This is a genomic window from Mycobacterium appelbergii, from assembly GCF_032883035.1.
GTDB classification, from domain to species: domain Bacteria; phylum Actinomycetota; class Actinomycetes; order Mycobacteriales; family Mycobacteriaceae; genus Mycobacterium; species Mycobacterium appelbergii.
In genome coordinates this window covers 400,550-419,880 of sequence record NZ_JAMQTH010000001.1, presented here as the reverse complement: position 1 = coordinate 419,880, position 19,331 = coordinate 400,550, and the positions used below count along the sequence as shown (strand labels likewise).

Below are 19,331 nucleotides of genomic sequence, written 5' to 3'. Positions count from 1 at the left end.
TTTTGCTCCGCCGCGAGGCGGTTACGTTCGAATTCGGGCGGGGAATCAGCGTCTATTCGCAACCCGAAAAGGAAATGATCATGAAATTCACTGGCATCACTGCGCGCCGCGGTTTCGCCGGCATCTGCGCGACCGGGCTGCTCGGGGGCGTGGCAGCAGCAACGATCGCTGCACCGACCGCCGCGGCCGCTCCTGACTGCAGCGCCAGCGGGCTGGCGAACACCGTCAGCACCACGACAGGCGCCGCGCGCGCATATCTCGACAGTCATCAAGGTGCCAACCAGGCCGTCACCACGGCGATGTCCCAGTCGCGTCCGGAAGCGGCCGCGACGCTGCGGGGCTACTTCACCGCCAATCCGCAGGAGTACAACGATCTGCGCGGGATCCTCACGCCGATCGGTGACTCGCAGCGTGCGTGCAATGTGACGGCACTGTCTCCGGAGCTCGCCTCGGCATACAGCGAGTTCATGGCCGGCTGATCCGAGGGTTCCCCTCCGGGCTCCGATGAGGGCGGCCCGCCGGTGCGGTCAATACCGCAGCGGCGGGCCGTTGCCGTTGACATCAGGGCGATGCCGGCGCTCCGCAGCGTTGACGGAAGTCCGCCGACGGCTGGCGAATCCGCTGAAGATCGTCTCGGACCGTCGGATTGGCGTTGAGGTACTTCTCAACCTGATCCTTGATCTGATCCTTGGGTTGGCCCTTCAGGCTCGTGAAGAAGTCGTTGACTTCAGGGTGGCCGATGAGGTAGTTCGACGTGTCGAACGTGACACCTGACACCACCCGGGCCAGTTCCGCTGCCGTGCAGGGCGGTGGGCTCGGTGGCGGCTCGGCAGATGCGACGGCAGTCGCGCCGAAAAGCATTGCGCCGGTGAGGGCGCCGGTCCGGATCACTCGCGCGAACGCGCGCTGTGCAGGGCGTGCTGCTGACGACATGCTGGCTCCTTCATCGGGTGATTGACAAGTCATGGGCACATTGGTCAACGGGGTCTGATGCCACCGCCTCCGTCTGGACGACCTCCGCCACCGGGTCGGCCCGGGTCCCACCCGATGTCCAGATCCCACTCTGTCCCGCAGTACCAGTCGTATTCGCACGGATACGGCATGACGGGCGTCGCGGCTCGTGGCACCCCGTCTGCGCCCCGGACCTCGCCCTGCGCACATACCGTGGAGCCACCGCTGTATGTGCAATCGGCGCCCGCCGGGGGCGCACTGAGAACAATCGCAATCGGGGTGACCGCAACGGCCAATCCCAGTGTCAGGTAGCGCTGCCTTGATCGCACGACTGCCTCCCGCGGTTCATTCAGGTACGACTAATCGTCCGCACTGCCGGGAGCATAAATCTCCAGACTGGCTTCGGCGCCGAAATCGCACTTTTGATTGGCGTGAATGATAATTTCTTACCGACGGCCGAAGCGGAAGTATTTGACTATTTGAATAACCGGCAAACAACTTAGCTACGCAAGACAGTACGCACCCCCAGGAGTGCCCTTGCCTGGGCATTACGCGTCGAGAGTCGACAGCGCCGAATAGCCATGTACGGCGGTGACGCCGGTGTAGCGTCCGCTCCATCAGGACCACAAAGTGGAGGCGAAATGTCCACAAATACGCCCGACTGGACGAAACCGGCGGCGGTAGCCATCCCTCCAGAAGGCTATTTCGAATTGGAGCGTGGGCGGTACGGGCCGGTATACCCCCGAACTCCCGCGTGCTACGGATTTTCGATCATCGCCAAAGTGAAGGATGGTCGCGAAGAGGCCGTCCGCGCGCACGGGAAGAAGATCGAAGAAGCGATTGCCGCCAGCCCGGAGGTGCTGGCACCGCTACGCCTGCACTATCTGCGTTGGCTGCTGTTCGACGTAGGTTACGGGCTGCACTTCCAGTATCAGGGCATCTTCGACACCGACTTCGACAAGTACACCGAGGACGCGGTGCAGTTGTTCAGCGCGACCGGTATCACCACCGTGTTCACCAATCTCGAAGGCTTTCCAGAAGATTGGAAAGAGAACCCGGATGCGTTCGTGAAGTTCGTCCGCGAACACCAGTGCCCCAGCTTCCTCGAGTACGGCGAGTACCCGTATGTCACCGCCGACGAGATCAAGAAGGCACTGCGGTTGAAAGCGGCGTTCTCCGACATGCTCGATCAGATGCAGTGAACAACGCACGGTCGATGATCGATGCTTGAATCACACGATATTCAGCACCTCCTGCTGACCCGCACTCCCGCGATCACAGGCCGCTACGAGTTCCTCACGTTCGACACACCTGCGGGCGGGCGGTCCTGGCTCGCCGAGCTGCTCGACAAAGTCCAATCGGCTGCCGATGTGCAGGCCACCATGGACAGCTCGGATCGCTGGGTGAGCTTGGCGTTCACCTGGAATGGCCTTCGCGCGCTCGGTATCTCCGAGCGATCCCTCGCGACGTTTCCCGCCGAGTTTCGCGAGGGGATGGCAGCGCGCGCGGACATCCTCGGCGACATTGGCACGAACTCTCCTGAACACTGGGTCGGCGGCCTGGCCGGCGCGGACCTGCACGCCATTGCGATCCTGTTCGCGCGTACAGACGAGCAGTGCAGACGTTCCATCGCGGAACACGACAAGCTCCTGGCGCGGACCGACGGCGTCCGGAGCCTGTCCTACTTGGACCTCAACGCGTCGCCACCATTCAACTACGCCCACGACCACTTCGGCTTCCGCGACCGGCTCTCGCAACCTGCGATAAAGGGCTCCGGTGAGGATCCGACTCCGGGATCCGGGGCGGCCCTGGAACCAGGAGAGTTCATCCTCGGCTATCCCGACGAGGACGGTCCGGTCGCCAATCTTCCACAGCCAGAGCTGCTGTCGCGCAACGGCAGCTACCTCGCGTATCGGCGGCTGCAGGAACATGTCGGAGCTTTCCGCGACTATCTGCGGGCACAGGCCGACACTCCCGCCGGCGAGGAACTGCTGGCCGCCAAGTTCATGGGGCGCTGGCGCAGCGGTGCCCCACTGGTGCTGGCCCCTGACACAGACGATCCCGAATTGGGCGCCGATCCCCTCCGCAACAACGACTTCAACTACAAGGAGATGGATCCGTTCGGCTACGCGTGTCCGCTGGGATCGCACGCCCGTCGCCTCAATCCGCGCGACACCGCTCACTACATGAACCGCCGTCGCATGATTCGGCGCGGGGCCACCTACGGACCCGCGCTGCCCGACAACGCTCCGGATGACGGCGTGGACCGCGGCATCGCGGCGTTCATCATCTGCGCCGATCTGGTCCGTCAATTCGAGTTCGCGCAGAACGTCTGGATCAACGACACGAATTTCCATGAACTCGGCAACGAGCACGACCCGATCTGCGGGACCCAGGACGGCACACTGGATTTCACCGTCCCGAAGCGACCTATCCGCAAGGTGCACAAGGGGATACCAGCCTTTACGACGCTGCGGGGCGGAGCTTACTTCTTCCTGCCCGGGATCAACGCATTGCGCCATCTCGCGGCACCCGCCGACTGAAGGATCACCATGCGCGCCCGCACCTACAACCAAAGCCACACTCAGAGACCGCATACCGGTGCCCGGCGAATCAGCATCTACTGGACCTGGAGTTATCCCTGGGAGGCGCAGCGCGACCCCGCCGCGATGGAGAACCGCTTCTCCACGTTGACCGAGGTGCGCAATGTCTTGTGGCCCGCCTACGAAACACCGGAGTACAGCGCCGCGAACTTCCTGCAGGGCATCGCAGGCACGCTGGAACTCTTCCACCGGTCGGCCCTGGCCTTCCAGGAACTGGCCGAAGAGGCCACCGGCCATCCGGTAGCCGTCTTTCAGCGGACTGACCAGGCCGGCTACCAGCTGCCGATCGACGAACGGATCCTCGCCGACACCGACACCCTCATGGTGTTCGGCCTTGACCATCTGATCTCCGAACAGGAAGCCGCCCCCGAGGAGATAGCCGCACTCACCGAGTGGCTGCGCAGAGAAGGCACCTGTCTGCTCCTTGCTCCGCACCACGACGTCGGCTTCAGCGACGACTACGCCCAGCGGCAAGTCGAGTACGAACACCACGGCGACCGCCTTGTACCCCGCCAGCAACGCTTCGGGCAGTACACCCGTTCGTTGATGCGGGCGCTCGACGTGCCCGTTCACAACATCTGGGGATTGCGGCCTGCCGTCGTCGACGGGACCACAGAAATCGCGCCCCTCAACGCGATCCGGGATCTCGACACTCCCGGGTTGCTCGACAATGTCACCACCTTCAACTTCCACCCGCACCTGCCCCATTACGCACTCACGACGCCGGAGAGCGACAAACTACGGGTCCTCGGGCGTCAGCGGGTTGACCCGAACAGGCCGCATCCGTTCTCCGCCGCAGGCAACACGGAGTTCAACGCCCTGATCTGGATGCCACCGGACCGCGAGCGCGCCGGCGACATCGTGCTCATCGATTCCACCCACTTCACCACGCTGTTCGGCGGCACCGAGAGCCTGCGGAACCTCTGGCACAACCTGGCCATCATGAAGTGACACTCGCCTGACGCCTACGGTCTACTTTGGCGGCAAACTCCCAAGGAGACGCGATGGCGAAGAGGTTGCAGGCGGTGCGCGAGCGAGCGATGGCCGGCTGGGCGGCGGCGCGGACCCGCAAGACCAGCCCGTCGCCGCTGTTACCGGAGTGGACGCCGGGACCGGCGCGCTACGGGGTCGGCGTGCACCACAACGTTGCGGTGCGCACGAGCGACGGCACCGTGCTGCGCGCCGATATCCATTATCCGACCGTTCCGGAGACCGGTGCGCCTGCGGCCGGCCCGTTCCCCGTGCTGCTGTCCATCACGCCGTACGGGAAGAAGGCGCCGCCACCGGCCGCGCAGATCGGCGGCGGCGCCACCCGGTTTCTGATCCGCCGCGGCTATATCGAGGTGATGGCCGATGTGCGTGGCACGGGCGCTTCCGGCGGATCCTTCGAGATGCTCGGGGTCGAGCAGGTCCAGGACGGTGTGGACCTGGTCAACTGGGCCGCGAAGCTGCCGAATTCAAATGGCCGCGTGGGCATGTTCGGCATCTCCTACCTGGCGATCAACCAGTTGCTCACCGCAGCGGCGGTCGGTCCCGATTCCCCGCTGAAGGCGGTGTTCCCGGTGATGGCGGCCAACGACTTCTACCGCGACGTGGTCACCATGGGCGGGGTGCCGCACATGCGCACGGTCCGGGCGTACGGCGCGGTCTACTCCCTGCTCAACGTGGTCAACCCGGCGCTGGAGTTTGTCAGGCGCGGCAGCCATGAGCGCCCGCGCGCCGGGGGTGTCGCCGCGGTACGCCAGCGCGGGCGCGACCAGCGCACCTACTTCCGCACCATGACCAACGATGCCGCGGCAGGCGGGGACACCGCGTTCGACGGCCCGTTCTGGGACACCATGCGGGCCAACGATGTACTGCCGAAGATCGCGCAGAACCAGGTTGCGGTCTTTCTGGTCGGCGGCTGGCACGACGCATTCCAGCGCGGTGCGCCGCTCAACTACACAGTGCTGCAGAATGCGGCGGCGGGCAGGCCCGTCAACTCCCCCATGGAGCCGGGCCAGCCGGTTTCCGAACGATTCCAGCTCATGATGGGCCCCTGGTATCACGTGTCGGACCTCGACGGGATGCATCTCAACGCGCTGCAACTGCGGTGGTTCGACCGCTGGCTCAAGGATTCGGCCGACGCCGCGGTGACCGGTCCGCCTGCGCGGTTCCAGGCCATCGGCAGCCGCAGCTGGTTCCACACCAGGGAGTATCCGTTCCCCGAGGCCAAGCCCACCCGGCTGTATCTGGGTCACGGCGGCGACCTGACCGACGAACCGGCGGCCGATATGACGGAGGCGCCGCTGCGGTATACCGCGCGTGGACCGATCTCGGGTCGCAGCCTTGAACAGTGGAGCCTGGGGATGGGCAGCTTCATGGTGTCCCGGACCGGGCGGCAGATCCGATACGACCTTGACAACAGCCGGCTGCAGCGCGAGGCGCTGACCTACACCACCGGGGCGTTCACCTCGGCGCAGCTGGTCGCCGGACCGGTCACCCTGACCCTGCACGCGAGCGCCAACACGTCGGAGACGCTGTGGGTTGCCTACCTCGACGACGTGTCGCCCGACGGCGTGAGCCGTCCGCTGACGCAGGGCGCGTTGCTCGGATCCCACCGCAGGTTGGACGCCGACGCCACGTGGTACCTGCCCGACGGGACGGTGTGGCGACCGCAGCACCTCAGCACCCGGGCCGCGGTACAACCGGTGGTGCCCGGCGAGCTGACCCGATACGACGTCGAAGTCTTCCCCACCGCGGCCCTGATCGAACCCGGGCATCGCCTGCGATTGACCCTGACCACCTACGACTTCCCGCATCTGGTGCCCACCAAGCCGGCCCGCGCAGTGCTGGCCGGTGGCGTGTATCAGGTTCGGGAAGGCGGTGATTCGCCGTCGAGCCTGCTGGTCCCGTTGGCTGACCCGGCCGCGTTCAACTGAACTCAGAATCGAATCACCTTGATAACGGACGGGTTACGTCAGGCGTGGCCGGGACGGTCGGCGCGGGAGCATTGTTAGCTTTCCGGTGTGAAGCGGACGTTCTTGGGCAGCCTTTCCCGTCGCGTGTCAGCTGCAGCGGCCGCGCTACTACTGCCGGCGTCGCTGGTCGTCGGGCCGGCACCGACGGCCGCGGCCTACTCCCGTGACGGCCTGCCCGTCGAGAATCTTCAGGTGCCCTCGGCCGCGATGGGCCGCGACATCAAGGTGCAATTCCAGCCCGCGAGCGGCCCGACACCCAGCACCGGCGGTGCCCACGCGCTGTATCTGCTCGACGGACTACGCGCCCAGGAAGACGCAAGCGGTTGGGACGTCAACACCGCAGCATTCGAGTGGTACAACGACTCCGGTATCGCAGTGGTGATGCCGGTCGGCGGCCAGTCCAGCTTCTACTCCGATTGGTACCGCCCGGCCGTCGGCAGCGCGGGCACCACCACCTACAAGTGGGAAACCTTTCTCACCCAGGAACTTCCGGCCTGGCTCGCCACCAACCGCAACATCGCACCGACCGGCAACGCCGTCGTCGGGCTGTCGATGTCCGGCGGTGCGGCGCTGACCCTGGCGACCTGGCATCCGACCCAGTTCATTTTCGCCGGGGCCCTGTCAGGTTTCCTCAACCCGTCAAACGGACTGTGGCCCACCATGATCGGCTTCGCAATGAAGGATGCGGGCGGCTACAACGCCTCCGACATGTGGGGCACCGCCAACGATCCGGCGTGGCGTCGCAACGATCCGATGGTCAACATCGGCCGACTTGTGGCCAACAACACCGCCATCTGGGTGTACTGCGGCAACGGTGCGCCTTCGGACCTCGACGCGCCGGGCGGCAACTTCGGCACGATGTACAGCGCGCAGTTCCTGGAGAACATCACCGTCGACACCAACAAGGAGTTCCAGAAGAAGTATGTGGCCGCGGGTGGTCGCAACGCGAAGTTCAACTTCCCGTCCAACGGGACACACAGCTGGGGCTACTGGGGATCCCAGCTGCAGGAGATGAAGCCCGACCTACTGCGGGTGCTCGGCGTCGGCCAACCCGCCCCGGTACCCGCGCCGGCAGCCCCACCCGTGGCGCCGCTACCGGGTGCGCCGGCTGCAGGGGTCCCGGTACCGGGTGCGCCGGTCGCTACGGTGCCAGGCGCCCAGGTCGCGGGTGCGCCAGTCGCAGGTCTGCCCGTGGCGGCAGCCCCGGTGGCGGCAGCGCCGCCTCCGGCCACGCCCGGCTTGGCCCTGGTGCCCGTGGTCCCTGGCATGCCTCGCTGACACGCGCGGACGTTCAACCGTCGTTGCCGCCGCGCCAGTAACGTGGTGGCGGAAATTTGCCTGATTTTCCGCCACCGCGTTACTGGCGCGACCTTACGCCCGTCGGGTCATCGTCAGTAGAGATGGTCCTCATCGAAATTCATCGTTGGACTTGATGATCTCGTGGCGGTGTGATGAATCCATGTCCACAGCATCCGTCAAACTTTCCACCGCAGCGCTGCTCATCGCCACTGCCGCGCTGACGACGCCCGTCGCACACGCCGACGACCCGACCGCCGGAGTGTCACGCACCGAGTTGCAGCGACTGCCCGCTCCGACGCCGGGGTTTGAAATCGTGCAGACCCGGTTCGAGATCCCGGTTGGCAAGGAATCGGGCAGGCACAACCATCCAGGACCCGAGATCGGTTACATCGTCCAGGGCGATGTCGACATCATCTTCGATGACCAGCCCACCGAGCATCTGCACTCCGGTGACCCGTTCCTGATCCCCACCGGCGCTGTTCACAACGCCAGAAACGTCGGAACGGTCCGAACCCTCATGTTGTCCACCTACGTGGTGCCCGTCGACCAACCCTTGGTGACCAAGCACTAACTGCGGACACCCCGGTACAGTCCGCGCCGGACGACCAACGGCTGCAACACCCGGTCGACGGACCAGGCCGGGAACCGGAACGGAAAGCCGTTGGGTGCGAACACTTCCAATCCGTCCGATTGAGCACCCAGCACCGACCCCCACCGGTTCGCCGGCGGGCGATAGGTGCGCATCCGGGCACCGCTGAAGTGGGCGGCGACGTTGCGGGCGAGCAAGCCGTCAGCCCGGTTGCGCGCCGAGGAGCGCAGCGCGTCGGTGGCGGCGACGTCGCCAACCGCGAACACGCCGGGCCGGCCCGGCACCTGCAAAGCCGGTGTGACCCGCACGAATCCGTGTTTGTCGACCATGTCGGCGGGAAGCCAGTCCGTATTCGGCCGCACCCGCCCGGTCGCCCACAGCACCGCATCGGCACGCACCGCGGCCTGCCCCGTACTCCAGTGGACCGGGTCACCGGTGATCGAATCGCAGGCGAAATCGTCGGGCACCACCGCACGGTGTCGGCGATGCAGCGTCACGCCAACCTCCTTCAGCCGGCCTTCGACTCGCCTGCGTGTCCGCCAATGATGGTGGGGCAGTACGTTCTCACCGGGAAAGTAGAGTCCGACGCGGCTACCGGGCCATCGCCTGGCGAGATTGGCGGCACTACTCACGGCCGCGGCACCACCACCGATCACCGCCACCGAACTGGACGCGGCCAGCCGGTCGTGCGCGGCGCGGAGGCCGGCGCGCACCTCGAGTGCCGACTGCAGAATCGGCCTGCGCCAAAACCCGTTGCTGACTCCGGTGGCGATGACGAGCGCGTCATAGGGCTCGTGCACGGTGCTGCCATCGACCTGACGCACGCTGACCGTGCGGGCATCCGGGTCGGCGGCGGTCACCGTGCCGTGCACGGTGCGCACACGGTCCAGGCCACGGAACCGGTCGAAACCAATCCAGTAGTCACGTGCCCAGTCCTCAGGCCGGGCCAGGCGCACACCGAGTTCCTGACCGCTGACCAGGCCCGGTTTGACCGAGATGCCGACGACGTCGAAACGAGACGCAAGCCGGATCGCGGTCAGCACGCCGGTATCACCCAGCCCGGCGATCACGACACGCTTGCGGCCCACGCTCGCTGACGCTACCTCCGCGCTGACCCCGGAGAGCCGTTACCTATCGTGACTGGATGAGCAGCGTCGCTGATGCGGACCGGGTCGCCGACCTCGCCCGCGAGGTCGTGGCAGAGCACGACCCGAAGAAAGTTCCCATTCCCCGGTATCTGACGGCCTGCTACGACGCCGGCCTGTCCTGGGTGCATTTCCCCGAGGGGCTCGGCGGTCTCGGGGTGTCCCGCGGTCTGCAGGGCGTGGCCGACCGGATCCTGCAGGGGGCAGGCGGGCCCATCCCGCTCGGACTGAACCCGATGGGTTATGGCATGGCCGCCCCGACGATCCGCGAACATGCGCAGTCCGACGAGCTCAAGAAGTCCTGGCTGCGGCCGTTGGCGAGCACCGAGGACATCTGGTGCCAGCTGTTCTCCGAGCCGGGCGCAGGTTCAGACCTCGCCGGTCTGGCCACCTCCGCCGTGCGCGACGGTGACGACTGGATTCTCAACGGGCAGAAGGTGTGGACCAGTCTCGCGCACCGGGCCCGCTGGGGGTTGTTGCTCGCTCGCAGCAACCCGGATGTGCCCAAGCACAAGGGGTTGACGTACTTCGTCCTCGACATGCACGCGCCAGGGGTCGAGACCCGGCCGCTGCGTCAGATGACGGGTCAAGCCGAGTTCAACGAGGTGTACATCGCCGATGCCCGCATCCCGGACGCGCATCGGCTCGGCGAGGTCGGCAACGGCTGGAATGTCGCCATGACCACGCTGATGAACGAGCGCAGCGCGCTCGGCGGCAGCGGTAGCCGGCGCGGCGCCGGTGCCATTTCCGACGCGGTGACGCTGTGGGCGTCGCGACCCGACCTGCAGACCCCGGTGCTGCGGGACCGGCTCACCCAACTGTGGCTGCGTTCCGAGGCGCAGCGCCTGACCGCCGAACGGTCACGCGCGGCGGCGACCGTGGGCGGCCCCGGACCGGAAGGCTCGATCGGCAAGCTGGTCGGCGCGGAACTCAACCAGCACATCTACCAGTGGTGCATGGACCTACTCGGACCGGAAGGCCTGCTGTATCACGGCTACGGCATGGACGAGGCCGATGACCAGGACGGCGCGGATTGGCGCGGCCCCATCCAGCAGCGGTTCCTGCGCAGCAAGGCCAACACCATCGAGGGCGGTACGTCCGAGGTGATGCGCAACATCCTCGGCGAACGAATCCTCGGGCTGCCAGGCGATCTGCGTGCCGATGCGGGCATGCCGTGGAAGGAGATTCCCCGTGGTTGAGAAGCTTGCGGATCAACCCGACGGCTCAGTTGAGAAGCTTGCGGATCAACCCGACGGCTCAGTTGAGAAGCTTGCGGAATTCGCGTTTTCGCCCGAGCAGGTACAGCTGCGGGAAGCGGTGCGCAAGTTCAGTGCCGAGAACTTCGGCGAGCAACGGGCGCGCGTTCTCATGGAGACAGACCCGCGCTTCGACCCGAAAGTATGGCGGCGCCTGGGTTCTGAGCTCGGCGTGCTCGGGCTTTCGGTACCCGAGTCCGACGGCGGCGCCGGCGGCACTCTGGTCGATCAGGCGATCGCCGTCGAGGAACTCGGCGCCGCGCTGGCGTGCGGTCCGGTGTTCGGCACTGTCCTGCTGGCGATTCCGGCCCTGGTGGCCTCCCCGCCCGGGACGGTTCGTGACGAGTTGCTGGCCGCGCTGGTGGAGGGAACCCGCACCGCGGCCTTCGCGGTATCCGATGTGGCAGGGTCCTTCGACCCGGCCCGGGTTACGGTGACCGGTACCGGCACGCTGACCGGCACTGTCGAGCGTGTCGTCGACGGCGCGGCGGATGTCCTGTTGGTTGCGGCGACCGACGCCGATGGCGTCGCCCTGTACGCGGTCGACGCGTCCGGCCCCGGCGTGCAGCGCACCGACTTGGTCACTCTCGACCTGACCCGGCCACAGGCCACCATCGAGCTGTCGGAGGCGCAGGGACAACTGGTGGCAGGCCCGGAAGAGGCCGAACGGGTCATCAACCACGCGCTGCAGGTGGGCTCGGCGCTGCTGGCCGCCGAACAGGTCGGCGCCGCACAGCATCTGCTCGACCTGTCGGTCGAATATGCGAAATCGCGCCTGCAGTTCGGCCGCCCGATCGGTTCCTTTCAGGCGGTCAAGCACCGGCTGGCCGAAGGTCTCGTCGACCTGGAGCATGCCCGGTCCGCGGCGTATCACGCGGCGTGGGCACTCGCCGACGGCTCCGACGATCCGGCGTTGGCGGCCAGCATCGCCCAAGCCACCGCCTCGGCCGCATTCACCCGGATCGCCACCGACACCATTCAGGTGCACGGTGGCATCGGATTCACCTGGGAACATCAGGCCCACCTGTACTTCAAGCGGGCAACGACCGATGCGGCACTGCTGGGCAGCGCCGAGGCACACCGGTCCCGGGTGGCCGAACTGGTGCTCGACGAGGCGGTCGCCGACCGGGCTCCGCGGGTCGCGGCCGGGACACGCTGACTCGGGCACCGTCTCCGGTAGGTGGCCGTAGTATCCGCTGATGGACAGTCCTACCGAATACCGCACGCTGGCCGTGGATGGCGTCCGCTCGCCGGTGCTGCTGGCCGGCCCCGTCACGGATACGGGCGAAACCGTGGTGTTCGTACACGGCAACAATGCGGGCGGAAGCTGGGACCCGCTGCCGGAGTCGGTGTCCTCCTTCGCCCGCGTCATCGCTCCGGAGATGCCCGGGTTCGGCACGGCCGACAAGCCGGCCGAATGGCCATACACGGTGGCCGCCTATGCCGCTCACCTCGACGGCCTGTTGCGTCAACTCGACGCGCGGCGGGTGCACCTGGTCGCCCACGACTTCGGTGGACCGTGGGCGCTGGCGTGGGCTGCCGGTCATCTCGACGCGGTTGCCAGTATCACGCTCATCGATACGCCGGTGGTCATCAACCACTTCGCTGCCAAGGTCTGGCGCACACCGGTGCTCGCCGAGGCGCTGTTCCGCATCGCGCATCCGGCACTCCTGAGGCGGATGCTTGCAGCACGCGATCCGGGCCTGCCCACAGAAGCCGTGGAAGCCATCACCCGGCACATGCTGGTTCCGGAGACCGCTCGAGCCGTCCTCAAGCTGTACCGCTCGACCGGCCCCAATGCCATTGCCCCGTATGCAGACCAACTCTCGGCGTTCCGCGGTGACGTGCTGATCGTGTGGGGCACCGACGACCGTTACGTTCCGCTGGCCCAGGCCGATGACTTCAGCCGGATCTTCACCCACACCGTGGTGCACCCGGTCCGCGGGGCCGGACACTGGCCGTGGTTGGAGCAACCGGACCAGGTGGCCGGTCATCTCACCGATTTCCTCCGACGTCAGTGGGGACAGCGGCCATGAAACCGCCTGAAGCAGACCTCCGCCCGCTCGGCGGCCGGGTGTTCGACGACGCCTGGGCGAGCCGGTGGCTAGCGGGTGACGGCGTCGATCGCCTTGTAGATGCGTTGCTCACTGACCGGCCGGGGCGTACCCAGTTGTTGCGCCCACAGGCTGACCCGCAACTCCTCGATCTGCCAGGCGATATCGCGGACGGCGGGCGCCGCGCCGCGCGCCGGTGACAGCGCCGCGATCAGATCGTCGTAGGCATCCTCGACAGCGTGCACCCGCGACATCCGTTCGCGATCGGCGGCGAGCCCTTGCGGTAACCGCTCGAGACGACGACCGATCGCGGTGACATACCGGGCGAGGTCGGCGAGCCGTCCGGCCCCGGCGGCGGTGACAAAGCCTTTGGGCAGCAACCGGTCCAGCTGGTTACGGATGTCCGCGATCGCCTCGGCCTGGGCGGCCTGCGGTTGATCCGGGAGCGCCAGGCTCACCTCGTGGGCGGCTGCCAGTACTTTCTCGACGCGGTTCACGACCGCGTGGGTCGTCGGGCCCAGTTCTTTCGCCGCACGTTCGGCCAGTGCGGTGAACTCGGCCCGGTTCCAGACCGGGGATTTCAGCACCGCATCGGCCGCGGCATCGGCGCAGTCGTCGAGCAGCGCCGCGAGCGTGCCGTCCGGATTGGCGTTGAGCGACAACCTTGCCCGGGGGCTCAAACCGCGTTCGATCGCCTTGACCGGCGACGGCACAGTCAGCCGCAGCAGCCTCCGTAGGCCGGGTCCCATGGCCGCATCCTGCTCGGCCTGGGTGGAAAACACCCGAAGGTCCACGGCTTGCCCGGTGTCGACGAGAGCCGGGTAGCCACGGACGGTGTGACCGCCTGCCACGTTTTCCACCGTGCGGGGCACCTCGTCGAGATCGTCGGGCCAGGCCCGCAGTCCGGTGCGTTCCAGATCACCGGCAACCGCGGCTGCGACCGCCTGCGCTACCGGAACCGCCAACTCCTCACGCAGCGCCTCGATGTCCTTGCCTCGGGCCACCTCGGTGCCGTCGGTGGATTCGACCGCGAAGGTGACCCGCAGATGCTTGGGCAACTTGTCCAGATCGAAGGCATCGATCGGCACCAGAATGCCGCTGCGCCGGCGTAATTCGCGTTGCACGGCATCCAGTAGGGAGCCCGCACCGGGATCCAGGTCGGCGAGGATGGCGCGCGCGGTGTCCGGTGCAGGCACGAAGTTGCGCCGCAGGTCCTTCGGCAGCGACTTGATCAGCGCGGTGACCAACTCTTCCCGCAACGCGGGCACCTGCCAGGCGAATCCTTCACCACCGAGCCGGGTCAGCACGCCGACCGGGACGTGCACCGTGACGCCGTCGTCCGCGGCACCCGGCTCGAAGCGGTATGTCAGCGGCAGTTCCAGGTCGCCGGTGCGCCAGGTGTCGGGGTGGTCCGCTGCGTCGTCGGTGTGCAGCAGGTCCTCGCGGGTGAACGTGAGCAGGTCGGGTGTCTTGTGCCGCTGCTTCTTCCACCACGCGTCGAAGTGTCGCGCCGAGACGATGTGGGCGGGAATGCGGGCGTCGTAGAGCGCGTACACATCGTCGTCGCCGACCACCAGGTCGCGGCGCCGGGCCCGCTCCTCGATCTCTTCGAGTTCGGCACGCAGCCTGGCGTTGTCCCGGAAGAAGTGGTGCCGGGTCTGCCAGTCACCCTCGACCAGGGCGTGGCGGATGAACAACTCCCGGCACAGCTCTGGATCGATCTCGGCGTAGCCGACGCGCCGGCGCGGCACCAGCGGCAGCCCGTAGAGCGTGACCCGCTCGAAAGCCATCACCGCGCCGCGTTTGGCCTCCCAGTGCGGCTCGCTGTAGTTGCGCTGAACCAGATGGCCGGCCACCCGCTCGACGCTTTCGGGTTCGATGCGAGCGGCGATGCGACCGAACAGCCTGCTGGTCTCCACCAGGTCGGCGACAACGATCCAGCGGGGCGGCTTGCGGGTCAGCACAGACCCCGGCGCGAGCACGAACTTGGTGTTGCGCGCGCCCATGTAATCCCTGGACTCTCCTTCGCGCAGGCCGATATGCGAGAGCAGACCCGCGGTGAGTGCGGCGTGGATACCTGCCGGGTCCGCAGGCTCATCGCTCTCATGGATTCCGATGTCGCGGGCGATACTACGGAGCTGTCCGACCAGATCCTGCCATTCCCGGATCCGCAGGTAATGCAGAAATTCTTCGCGACACATTCGCCGGAAGGCACTGCCGGACCGGTCTTTACGCTGCTCGGCCAAATATCGCCACAAATTGAGATAGGACACGAAGTCGGAGTGCTCATCGGCGAACCTGGCGTGCTTCTGCCGCGCCGCCTCTTCCCGATCGGCAGGCCGCTCCCGTGGATCGGGGATCGACAGCGCGGCGGCGAGCACCAGCATCTCGCGCACGCAGCCCTGCGCGTCCGCGGCCAGGATCATCCGGCCGATGCGCGGGTCGAGCGGCAGCCGGGCCAGGCGACGCCCGACGTCGGTCAGTGCACCCGCGGCGTCGAACGCGCCGAGTTCCTGCAGCAACTGCACACCGTCACGGATGCTGCGGGCTTCCGGCGGGTCCAGGAAAGGGAATTCCGCGACGTCTCCCAGCTGCAGCGCCGCCATCTGCAGGATGACCGCGGCCAGGTTGGTCCGCAGGATCTCCGGATCGGTGTAACGCGGCCGGGATTCGAAGTCGGCTTCCGAGTACAACCGGATGCAGACGCCGGGGGCGGTGCGTCCGGAGCGGCCGGCCCGCTGAGCCGCCGAGGCCTGGGAGATCGGTTCGATCGGCAACCGCTGCACTTTGGTGCGGCGGCTGTAACGGGAGATCCGCGCAGTGCCGGGGTCGACGACGTAGCGGATGCCCGGAACTGTCAGCGACGTCTCGGCGACGTTGGTGGACAGGATGATCCGGCGTCCGGTTCGACTGGGCTGGAACACCTTCTGCTGGTCGGCCGTCGGAAGCCGGGCATACAGCGGCAGCACCTCGGTGTTGCGCAGATCTTTTAAAGCTTCTGCAGTGTCACGGATTTCCCGCTCACCCGACAGGAACACCAACACGTCGCCCGGAGGTTCGGCTTCCAGTTCGCGGACGGCGTCGACGATCGCCTCCGTCGGGTCACGCATTTCGGATGAGCCGCTTGCGCGGCGACCGGCGACCGCGGTGCGGACGATCTCGTGGTCCGGGTCGTCCGGATCGTCAGTGCTGTCGGACACGACAGGCACTTCCAGTGGGCGGTAGCGGATCTCGACCGGGTAGGTCCGGCCTGACACTTCGACGATCGGTGCGCCGTTGAAGTGGTCGGCGAACCGCTGGGGCTCGATGGTCGCCGAGGTGACGATCACCTTGAGGTCGGGACGGCGCGGGAGCAGCTCACGCAGATAGCCGAGCAGGAAGTCGATGTTGAGGCTGCGCTCGTGCGCCTCGTCGAGGATCAGGGTGTCGTAGCGCAGCAGGCGGCGGTCACGTTGCATATCAGCGAGCAGGATGCCGTCGGTCATCAGTTTCACCAGGGTGGCGTCGCTGGCCTGATCAGTGAACCGCACGGTGTACCCGACGGCCCCGCCAAGTGGGGTGCCCAACTCGTCGGCGATACGTTGCGCGACGGTGCGGGCCGCCAACCGCCGGGGCTGGGTGTGGCCGATGGTGCCGCGGATCCCCCGCCCCAACTCCAGGCAGATCTTCGGCAGCTGGGTGGTCTTGCCGGATCCGGTCTCGCCGGCGACGACCACCACCTGGTTCTCGTTGATGGCGCGGGCGATCTCGTCGCGTCGCTCACTGACCGGCAGATCCGGATAGGTGATCGTCGGGACGGCCAGCTGCCGGGTGAGCACGAGGGCCTCGGCCGCAGTGACCTGTTGAGCGAGCTTTGCCGGGTCGGCGCCGCGGAGGTTCTTGAGGCGGCGACCGAGCCTGGCAGCGTCGCGAATCGTCAATCCGTCGAGTCGTGCGCGCAGCTCGCGCAGTTCTTGACGGTCGGACACTGGAACGAGGATATGCGAACACGTCGAGCAAGATGTTCCCCATGACCCAGTACGTCATCCCCCCACCACCGCAGGCTTCACTACCGGTCAGCACCGGAGCCGGGCGCTTCCCGATCCGCCGGGTGTTCTGCGTCGGCCGTAACTACGCCGCGCACGCCCGGGAAATGGGTAAGGATCCCGACCGCGAGCCGCCGTTCTTCTTCATGAAGCCCGCCGATGCCGTGGTCGACGCCGCGGGCACGATCCCCTATCCGTCGCTGACCTCGGCGTTTCACCACGAGATCGAGCTGGTGGTGGCGTTGAGTGCCGGCGGCGGCAACGTCACGCCCGCGGACGCATTGAACCTGGTCTGGGGCTACGGCGTCGGTGTGGACCTGACGCGGCGCGACATCCAGGATGAGGCCAAGGCACTCAGCAGGCCGTGGGACTGGGCCAAGGGCTTCGACGCGTCCGCCCCCTGCAGTCCGCTCTATCCCGTCGACGCCGTCGGCCATCCCGACCAGGGTGAGATCTGGCTGAGCGTGAACGGTGTCCGTAAACAGCAGGGCGATCTACGGGATCTGATCTGGTCGGTGCCGGAGGTCATCAGCGCGATCTCGCGTGCGGTCGACCTTGCACCCGGCGATCTGATCTTCAGCGGGACGCCCGCGGGAGTGGGACCGATGGAGCCCGGCGATGTGGTGACCGGCGGGGTCGAGGGCGTCGCGGAGTTCAGCTTCACGGTCGGCCGAGTGCACCCGACCGGTCAGGCTCGATCAGGCGACCAGTAGGCCAGCATCTCGGCGAACGTCTCGAACGCCGGCTTCGACACCCCGTAGGCCGCCTCGAAGTGGATACTGAGCGGGAAGCCGAGGTCGGCCACGCCGTCGATCACCCGTTTGTAGAGGTCGACCATCTGCCGTCGCTTCTCAGCGGGTTCCTGACCGGCCAGTCCGCTGACGAACTCCTGCTCGGCCGCCACCGCGGCGTTGCCCGGGTCCTGGATCAGCCAGTTGATCAGCCCGACCTTCGACTCCATCTTGGGTACGAAACCGAACGACAGCAGGATTTCGGGTCGGTGTTCGGTGGCCTTGGCGAAGTCGGTCAGGAAGCCGACGATGGCGTCGGAGTACAGCAGCTGGGTCATTCCGTAGGTCGCGCCCTGCTTGCATTTGAACTCGAATCGGCCCTGCTCACCGTCACGGGTCGGGATGAGGATGGCACCTCGTTGGGGGATCAGCTGCTCATAGATCGCCAGGGCGTCGGTCGGCGCGACACCCCCGCCCTCGCCGTCGTTCATGGTCCGGGGCACGCCGACGAAGGCAATGCCGTCGAATCCGGCCCCGCTCAGCTCGGTCAGCCGATCCTGCAGGGCGGACTCGTCCAAGAACGAGGTGACCTGGGTACACAACCCGCGCAGCCCGGGCAGCTCAGGCTTGATGATCGACCAGTACTCCAGGACATCCATCTTCGGCTTCATCTCGATGGGACGGTCGTCGTCCTCATCGATCATGCCGGGGATCATGATGTGGCGGATCCGGCCGTCGATGCCCGCTTCCGCGGACAACGCCAGCACCTTGCGGGCCTCGTCGATCGCGTACTCAGCGCCTCGCTCGATGTTCGGCGGCACGAGTTCCAGTGCGATGGTGTTCAGGGGCACCTGAACACCTTACGGACCCGAGCTGTGGCCGGTGTCAGCCACCTTCAGGTCTTTATCGCGTGGTAGACCTCCACTCATGGCCGAACGCGTCACCTTTCGCAGTTCAACCGGGCCCATGCTGGCCGGAACCATCGAGTTGCCCGAGGATCCGGTCCGCGGCTGGGGCGTCTTCTCCCACGGATTCACCCTGGGCAAGGACTCGCCGGCCTGCGCGCGGATCTGCAAGCAGTTGGCCCGCGACGGGATCGGGATGCTGCGGTTCGACGCACTCGGGCTGGGTGGATCCGAGGGTGACTGGGGTGACGGTTCGTTCACCGTGAAAACCCACGACGTCATTGAAGCGTGCCGGTTCATGGCCGACCGCGGCACACCGCCCGACATTCTCATCGGGCACTCCTTCGGCGGCGCGGCGGTTCTTGCCGCGGCCCGCGAGTGTCCCGGCGTGCGGGCCGTGGTCACCGTCGGGGCGCCCATCGATCCGGTGCACGTCGAGCATCAGTACGACGCCTGCCTGGAGCAGGTGTTCGCCGAGGGCAGCGGCGAGTGGATGGTCGGCGGGCGCACACTCACCCTCAAGCGGGCATTCGTCGAGGATGTCCGGGCCGCGCACCTGCACGACAAGATCAAGGGGCTGCGGTTGCCGCTGCTGATCCTGCACTCCCCCACCGACAACACCGTCGGCATCAAAAATGCCAGCGAGATCTTCCTCACCGCACGGCACCCGCGCAGCTTCGTGTCGCTGGAAGGTTCCGAGCACCTGCTGACCGGGCCTGGGCAGGCTCACCGCGCCGGTCGCATCATCGGCGCCTGGGCCGATGCGTACCTGGGCGAACGGTGAGTGGGGTTTTGCTCGTCGAGATCTACACC

At 66.8% G+C, this 19,331-nt stretch carries 16 protein-coding genes; 12 read left to right on the top strand and 4 right to left on the bottom strand.

What is annotated here, in order from left to right; translation table 11 throughout:
• Positions 1 to 80: 80 nt before the first annotated feature.
• A complete protein-coding gene (locus tag M1247_RS01945) occupies positions 81 to 479 on the top strand; it encodes a heme-binding protein (RefSeq protein ID WP_317154567.1) in 399 nt (132 codons plus the stop codon).
• Between the two features lie 82 nt (positions 480 to 561).
• On the opposite strand, the gene M1247_RS01940 is transcribed toward M1247_RS01945, so the two are convergent.
• Positions 562 to 933: a heme-binding protein gene (locus M1247_RS01940; RefSeq protein ID WP_317154566.1), complete on the bottom strand. Its 372-nt coding sequence runs from the start codon at positions 931 to 933 to the stop codon at positions 562 to 564.
• Between the two features lie 659 nt (positions 934 to 1,592).
• Here M1247_RS01940 and M1247_RS01930 point away from each other — a divergent pair.
• From M1247_RS01930 to M1247_RS01905, 6 genes are all read left to right on the top strand, one after another.
• On the top strand, positions 1,593 to 2,153 hold the full coding sequence (locus M1247_RS01930) for a hypothetical protein (RefSeq protein ID WP_317154564.1): 561 nt from the start codon (positions 1,593 to 1,595) through the stop codon (positions 2,151 to 2,153).
• Between the two features lie 21 nt (positions 2,154 to 2,174).
• Positions 2,175 to 3,494, top strand: coding sequence for a Dyp-type peroxidase (locus M1247_RS01925; RefSeq protein ID WP_317154563.1), 1,320 nt, complete (start codon positions 2,175 to 2,177; stop codon positions 3,492 to 3,494).
• Between the two features lie 9 nt (positions 3,495 to 3,503).
• Complete coding sequence (locus M1247_RS01920) at positions 3,504 to 4,505, top strand: hypothetical protein (protein WP_317154562.1); 1,002 nt, start codon at positions 3,504 to 3,506, stop codon at positions 4,503 to 4,505.
• Between the two features lie 53 nt (positions 4,506 to 4,558).
• The gene (locus tag M1247_RS01915; protein WP_317154561.1) at positions 4,559 to 6,475 is read left to right on the top strand and encodes a CocE/NonD family hydrolase; all 1,917 of its coding nucleotides are present in this window, start codon (positions 4,559 to 4,561) and stop codon (positions 6,473 to 6,475) included.
• 87 nt (positions 6,476 to 6,562) lie between these two features.
• Positions 6,563 to 7,792, top strand: coding sequence for an esterase family protein (locus M1247_RS01910; protein ID WP_410506792.1), 1,230 nt, complete (start codon positions 6,563 to 6,565; stop codon positions 7,790 to 7,792).
• Between the two features lie 181 nt (positions 7,793 to 7,973).
• Positions 7,974 to 8,384 carry a cupin domain-containing protein gene (locus tag M1247_RS01905; RefSeq protein ID WP_317154560.1) on the top strand — a complete coding sequence of 137 codons (411 nt, stop codon included), beginning with the start codon at positions 7,974 to 7,976 and terminating at the stop codon, positions 8,382 to 8,384.
• On the opposite strand, the gene M1247_RS01900 is transcribed toward M1247_RS01905, so the two are convergent.
• A complete protein-coding gene (locus M1247_RS01900) occupies positions 8,381 to 9,490 on the bottom strand; it encodes an FAD-dependent oxidoreductase (RefSeq protein ID WP_317154559.1) in 1,110 nt (369 codons plus the stop codon). The two genes, M1247_RS01905 and M1247_RS01900, sit on opposite strands and share 4 nt — an antisense overlap.
• A gap of 56 nt (positions 9,491 to 9,546) precedes the next feature.
• Between M1247_RS01900 and M1247_RS01895 the strand changes: the two genes are divergently transcribed.
• Genes M1247_RS01895 through M1247_RS01885 form a run of 3 tightly spaced genes read left to right on the top strand, consistent with a single transcriptional unit; the run spans position 9,547 to position 12,839 of the window.
• Positions 9,547 to 10,746, top strand: coding sequence for an acyl-CoA dehydrogenase family protein (locus M1247_RS01895; RefSeq protein WP_317154558.1), 1,200 nt, complete (start codon positions 9,547 to 9,549; stop codon positions 10,744 to 10,746).
• Positions 10,739 to 11,962, top strand: coding sequence for an acyl-CoA dehydrogenase family protein (locus M1247_RS01890; RefSeq protein WP_317154557.1), 1,224 nt, complete (start codon positions 10,739 to 10,741; stop codon positions 11,960 to 11,962). Before M1247_RS01895 ends, M1247_RS01890 begins: the two co-directional genes overlap by 8 nt.
• Before the next feature lie 40 nt (positions 11,963 to 12,002).
• Entirely contained in the window at positions 12,003 to 12,839 is an 837-nt protein-coding gene (locus M1247_RS01885; RefSeq protein ID WP_317154556.1) for an alpha/beta fold hydrolase, read from the top strand.
• Positions 12,840 to 12,907: 68 nt separating this feature from the next.
• Here the strand turns inward: M1247_RS01885 and hrpA are convergent, their stop codons facing one another.
• Positions 12,908 to 16,825 (bottom strand): ATP-dependent RNA helicase HrpA, encoded by a 3,918-nt coding sequence (gene hrpA / locus M1247_RS01880; protein WP_317154555.1) that lies wholly within the window; start codon positions 16,823 to 16,825, stop codon positions 12,908 to 12,910.
• Positions 16,826 to 16,866: 41 nt separating this feature from the next.
• Here hrpA and M1247_RS01875 point away from each other — a divergent pair, with 41 nt between their 5' ends.
• Positions 16,867 to 17,595 carry a fumarylacetoacetate hydrolase family protein gene (locus tag M1247_RS01875; RefSeq protein ID WP_317154554.1) on the top strand — a complete coding sequence of 243 codons (729 nt, stop codon included), beginning with the start codon at positions 16,867 to 16,869 and terminating at the stop codon, positions 17,593 to 17,595.
• Here the strand turns inward: M1247_RS01875 and M1247_RS01870 are convergent.
• Positions 17,571 to 18,464 (bottom strand): mycobacterial-type methylenetetrahydrofolate reductase, encoded by an 894-nt coding sequence (locus tag M1247_RS01870; protein ID WP_317154553.1) that lies wholly within the window; start codon positions 18,462 to 18,464, stop codon positions 17,571 to 17,573. The two genes, M1247_RS01875 and M1247_RS01870, sit on opposite strands and share 25 nt — an antisense overlap.
• A gap of 76 nt (positions 18,465 to 18,540) precedes the next feature.
• Between M1247_RS01870 and M1247_RS01865 the strand changes: the two genes are divergently transcribed.
• The gene (locus M1247_RS01865; RefSeq protein WP_317154552.1) at positions 18,541 to 19,302 is read left to right on the top strand and encodes an alpha/beta hydrolase family protein; all 762 of its coding nucleotides are present in this window, start codon (positions 18,541 to 18,543) and stop codon (positions 19,300 to 19,302) included.
• Positions 19,303 to 19,331: the final 29 nt, after the last annotated feature.